Annotated in this window: 2 protein-coding genes; both read left to right on the forward strand. The window is 44.4% G+C overall.

Annotated features, from left to right (window positions below):
• The coding region (locus RG608_RS11425; protein ID WP_308946996.1) for an LPXTG cell wall anchor domain-containing protein at positions 1–280 on the forward strand (280 nt) is incomplete at its 5' end.
• A 343-nt stretch (positions 281–623) separates the two neighbouring features.
• On the forward strand, positions 624–6,392 hold a 5,769-nt coding region (locus RG608_RS11430), incomplete at its 3' end, for a CshA/CshB family fibrillar adhesin-related protein (RefSeq protein ID WP_308946997.1).

Genomic DNA, 6,392 nt, shown 5'->3' on the forward strand with positions numbered 1-6,392 from the left:
TGGCTTTGTCGGTCAAGCTGACGGTGTGACAGTGATTCGCAAAGACCGCAATGGTCAGACGATTTCAGCGATTTACGTTCCGACTGTGACAGAAAATCCTGTTCAGCCGGAGCGGACGATTACACCTGCACCACCGTCTCTTTCTAAGAGCGAGAGTGCTAAATCCCTTCCTAAGACCGGCTCAGAAGAAACCTCATACTTAGCAGCAAGCTTACTTGCGGGAGTATCAGGTTTAGGACTGATTGGTTTAGAGAAGAGAAAGAAAAAGTCTGAGGACTAAAAATTAAGAATTTAGGTTTCTTAGATACTAAAATAAAAGGGAAAAGATTCGTTAGTGAATCTTTTTTCTTTATATCCAAAGAGAAAAACTCTTAAAAACTTCATAATAATAGCATTTCTAAAATATTAAATATTAAAGTAGAATTTGAAATATTCCCAGATTTATTTAATTTATAAAGATTTTTTATGGTTTATTTTTTCTTTTGTTTTAAAAAATAGACTGCAAAGCGCTTTATGTCCATTTTTAAAAAATTTTATATAATTATAATTATATATATAGCTAATTAAAACGGAATGTTGTATAATAAAACTATTGTAACTAGATGATAATTTAGGAGATTATTATGGGAAAAGATTTATTTAATCCTCACCTGCGTAAGTTTTCGATTCGAAAACTAAACGTCGGTGTTTGTTCTGTGCTCTTGTCAACCCTGCTTCTTTTGGGAGCAGCGGCACAAGTTAGTGCTGACGAAGCTAGTGATTCTGGTGTCCAAAACGAAGTTTCGCAAACAGGAATAGCCGAATCATCAGTGAATTCTGCTGAAACTGTTGCTTCTGAACATATACAAGCAAAAGAAAGTTCAGCACTTGCTTCTGCTACTGAGATTCCTCAATCAGATGATAATCCTAGTCCAAGAAGCTCAGAGCCTGAGAAGGTTGAAGGATCTACTGAATCTACAGCAACTAAATCAGTTGAGAATACTCAACCAATCACTGTTCACCCAGAAATATCTAACGCGGCTGTCGTGGCTGAAAAGTCAGAAGCAACCTCAGATCTAGCTCAGCCTAATCGCTCTCGTCGCGTGAGACGAGATGCGGCAACTACTGGACAACAGAACAGCGTAACAACAGGAGTTCCGATAGGTACTGGACCAGCTGGGGCTGATGATGCTACCTCTACGCCACGAGTACCTAAACCAAGCTTGGAGGAATCTGTCAAAAAAGATAGTACCCAATTAGCCAAACAGATTAGTTGGCTTGATTTTTCAGATAGCGCAAGTTGGAAAAACTTGAATCAAAGCGGTGGCCTTCAGGTAGGGACTACTTTCACCAAGGAAATTTCACCTGGTTACAAAGTGACCTTAACGGTCAAAGAGCTCAAGCCTTTTAACTCGACTGAAATCTATAGAAAACGGGTCGCAGGTACTGCAACAGAGGGGACCTATAACCCCAACGCTGAGAATGGCTTCTTAAAATCTGCGCCAGATTATGGTAAAACACCTCCATCAGTTACAGGGGCAGCCCAGAACCAATGGACGACCATACGTGCCCAAGGCTTCAATACTCAGAATCGAAAGACCCAATTGGTTTATCCAAAAAACTCTACCAACTGGGGGGTAAAATTCGATATTGAGGCTACCTATCTTGGTAAGCGGGTGGCCCCTACGGTGGTTATGGCCGATGGTGAAGATGCCAACCCAGGTGAATTCGCAATCTTTACCACTAACGGTACGGGTTGGGAATACATGGGTGAATGGAAGCTGAAGAGCCCGGCCAAAGAAGCCTATACGGTTATCACCAAAAAAATGTTGGATGATGAGGACGTTAAGTTAAGGGGGCTTTTAATCTTAAAAGATAAGAGCGTAGACTGGTATAAATATCTCAGTCCAGATACTGTGACAGGAGGTCTGGGTACCCAGGTCTTCGGACCAAACCGTTCTAACGAACGGACGGTTCCTGTAGTGATGACGCGTGGGGCCTCTGAAGTAGGATTCTATGTTGCATCATCTGGGCAACAAGCCATGATGATGGGCTTCCTCGTGGTAGATGGGAGTGATGGGCCTGAGAGTTATGGCGAAGCCTTCCATACCATTTCGGGACGTGACTCGGTGACCAACGCCCCTATTAATCAACCTTATTTAGGGACAACGCCAGCTGATATAGATGTTGAGTCATCCAATGACTGGGTTCTGGACGATAAAAAGGAGCATAAGGACGAGGGAGCCAACCAATTACTAGCAGACGATCAATTAAGTACTTCTAATGATTTGCTAGATTTAGATAAAGCCAAAAACGGAACTTACACAATTAAAATCAAAGCTAATCCAAATGGTAATGCTAAATCCTATGTCAAGGCCTGGATAGACTTCAATAATGATGGAGTCTTCAGTGAAAGCGAAGGTAGCAATCTACAAGAGGTTACAACTGCTGGTGACTATACCTTGACCTTCAATGCCAACCAAAATATTAGTGGCGGACAAGTAAATGAATTGGGTATGCGTTTCCGTATTGCCACAAATGCAGGCGATATTGAGAAGCCAACAGGTATTGCCTTTAGTGGTGAAGTAGAAGATATGCTCTTGCATCGTATTTATCCTCCTAAGGGGGAGAAGCAGACTACGGATGGCTTTACAGGCGAGACTCAAACTGCTGTCCTTCACTTCACACCTAAAGGAACGGATCGCTCAGACGACAGTGTTAATGCGGTTATGAGTAGCCAAGCGCCTCAAGTCTTAGACAATCAGGGCAATGTTTTGCAGTCAGCGGATGGCACGAGTTATATTCGTCCAGAAGGGACCTATGTGGTGACCAACAATGGCAATGATGTGCAAGTATCCTTCACGCCAAATGCGGACTTTTCTGGAACTGCTGATGGAATTAATATTCGTTGGACTGACAGCAATGGCACCTCGACTGGTTGGACTTCGACGGATGCTTCTGACCCTAATAAAAATGATCAGTTGAATAACATGGACGGCCGTTATGTGCCAACAGTCCGTAAGATTCCAAACTACGAATCAAGTGGTCTTCAGGGACTGGAACAAAATAAAACGCTAGTCTTTAATGATGATGATGCGAATACGCCCCCTGTTACGCCAGATGCTTCTCGTCCGGCTAGCTTCGTGGATGCGAATGGACGGCTAGTAACAGACAATACGGTGCCTGCCATGGCCAATGGCCAGCAAGTGGGAACCTATGAATTGGATCCAAATACCGGCCAAGTGACCTTCAAGCCTATCAAGACTTTTTATGGCATGCCAGACCCAGTGGTAGTTCAAGTCAGTGATGCCGACGGTAAAGCACACCGAGCACGTTATCAACCTAAGGTAACCCAAGTAACGCCAAGAAGTACCAATGCTGAATCAACTGGTCTTCAAGGTCAAGCACAAAGTGGTAAGCCAACTTTCACTGCAGGTGACCAACAAATCCCAATTGACATGAGCAAAGCCATGACTTTTGAAAATGGGACGGACACCTTGGAAGTGGCGAATGAAGGAACTTATACTATCAATTCAGATGATACCATTACCTTCAAGCCGCTTAAGCAATTCACTGGCAAGGCGACACCAGTTACGGTTAAACGCGTAGATGCCAACGGCACAGAAGTGACTGCTACCTATACACCTAACGTGACCAAGGTCACACCAACCAGCACACCTGCTACTTCATCAGGTCCTCAAGGGGTGCCACAAACAGGAACGCCGGTCTTCAAGGAAGGCGACCCAGCGGTTCCAATTGACTATAACAAGCAAATGACCTTTGACAATGATCAACCTAAGAAGATTGTTTCGGGCGTGGGAGAATACACCATTAATTCAGATGGTTCTATTACCTTTACCCCAGATAAACAATACGTCGGTACCCCAGCCGCGGTGACGGTCAAACGAGTTGACGAAAATGGCACAGAAGTAAGAGCAACCTATACGCCAACTGTTACCAAGGTAACTCCGACTGGTACTGGTGATAAGACAGAAGGATTGCAAGGTCAGGTTCAAGAAGGCCATGTTACTTTCACACCTGGCCATGCCTCTGTACCATTCCCAGCTGAAACAACTCCACTCTTTGACAATGGTTTGACTGTTAAAGAGGTCCTAAACGTTGGTAAATTTGAAGTGGATGCTAATGGTAAGGTGACCTTCACGCCAGACAAGCAGTTTAAGGGAACCACTCCTGAGCTGACATTGATTCGAGCAGATGTGAATGGCACTCCTGTTACAGTCAAGTACCAAGCAGTGGTGAAAGAAGTGGTTCCTACAGGTACCAATGCGACTAGCACAGGTCTTCAAGGTCTACCACAATCAGGTACACCTACTTTCACTGCGGGTGACAAAGCTGTGCCTATTGATATGGCCCAACCAATGACCTTTGAAGATAATCAAACAACTAAGAAGGTAGACAAGGTTGGGACTTATGTCATTGAGTCAGATGGCTCGATTACTTTCACGCCAGACAAACAATACGTCGGAACCCCAGCTCCAGTGACAATCAAACGAGTAGACACAAATGGAACAGAAGTGACGGCTACTTACACACCAACCGTGACGCATGTCACACCAAGAAGCATCAATGCTGAATCAACCGGTCTCCAAGGTCAACAACAAAGTGGCAAGCCGATTTTCACCCCAGGTGACCAAGATGTGCCGATTGATATGGCCCAACCAATGACCTTTGAAAATGGGACTGACACGTTGGTAGTAGCTGATCAAGGAATTTATACTATTAATTCAGATGGTTCCATTACTTTTAAGCCAGAGAAGAAATTTACTGGCAAGGCGACTCCAGTCAAGGTTAAACGAGTTGACACAAATGGCACAGAGGTGACGGCCACTTACACTCCTACTGTTGAAGAAGTTATTCCAAATGCAACTGGCGATCAGACTGAAGGTCCACAAGGATTGGTTCAGAATGGTAAGATTACTTTTGAAGCTGGAAGACCAGAAGTAGGCTTTTCAGCAGACAGTACCCCAGTTTTTGACACTGGTACCAATGTGAAAGAAATTGAAAATGTTGGTAAGTTTGAAGTGGATATTGATGGTAATATTACCTTTACACCGGTTAAGACATTTGTAGGTAAAACACCTGAAATTGAAGTCAGTCGTGCAGATGTCAATGGTACTCTTGCTAAGGCAAAATATCAAGCAACAGTGACAGCTGTAAAGCCAATTGGTGTTGGAAACAAGACAGAAGGCCTGCAAGGTCAAGTTCAAGAAGGTAAAGTGACCTTCACACCAGGGCACGACTCTGTTCCATTCCCTGTTGGTTCGACTCCATTGTTTGATAACCATTCAACGGTGAAAGAAGTACAGAATGTCGGTAAGTTTGAAGTGGACTCTGATGGTAAGGTTACCTTTACCCCACTCAAGCAGTTTAAGGGGGAAACACCAGAACTTGAATTGACTCGCACTGATGCCAATGGCACCCCTGTTACAGTCAAATACCAAGCAGTAGTGAAAGAAGTGGTTCCAAGAGGAACCGACGCGACTAGCACAGGTCCTCAGGGTGTTCCGCAAATAGGTAGCCCGAGCTTCCAAGGTGGCGATCCGCTAGTTCCGATTGATATGGACTCTCCAATGACCTTTGACGATGGTCAACCTAAGAAGACGGTTCAAGGAGTAGGAGAATATACCATCAACTCAGACGGTACTATCACCTTTACCCCAGACAAACATTATGTGGGGACCCCAGCTTCAGTTACTGTTAAACGTGTAGATAAGAACGGCACGGAAGTTACTGCCACCTATACGCCAACGGTAACACGGGTAACGCCTACCAGCACCAATGCTGAATCAACCGGCCTTCAAGGTCAACCGCAAAGTGGCAAGCCAACTTTCAGTCCAGGCGACCAAGCAGTTCCAATCGATATGACCAAACCAATGACCTTTGAAAATGGGACTGATACTTTGGTAGTGGCTAATCAAGGAACTTACACCATTAATTCAGATGGTTCCATTACCTTCACTCCAGATAAGCAATTCACTGGCAAGGCGACACCTGTTAGGGTTAAACGAGTCGATGCTAACGGCACAGAAATAACGGCTACTTATACCCCAGAAGTTACCAAAGTAACCCCAACTGGCACCAATGCTGAATCAACTGGCATTCAAGGTCAACCACAAAAGGGGACGCCTATTTTCACTCCTGGCGACTCAGCCGTTCCAATTGATATGGATTCTCCAATGACCTTCGAAGACGGTCAGTCTAAGAAGACTGTTCAGGGAGTAGGGGAATACACTATCAACTCAGATGGTTCTGTCACCTTTACTCCAGAGAAACAGTATATTGGTACACCAACACCAGTCACTGTGAAACGTGTGGATAAGAATGGTACTGAAGTTACTGCTACTTATACACCGACCGTTACCAAGGTAACTCCAATCAGCACCAATGCGACA

Origin of the sequence: Streptococcus sp. IsoGale022 (genome assembly GCF_031142805.1) — a bacterium.
Lineage (GTDB): Bacteria > Bacillota > Bacilli > Lactobacillales > Streptococcaceae > Streptococcus > Streptococcus sanguinis_A.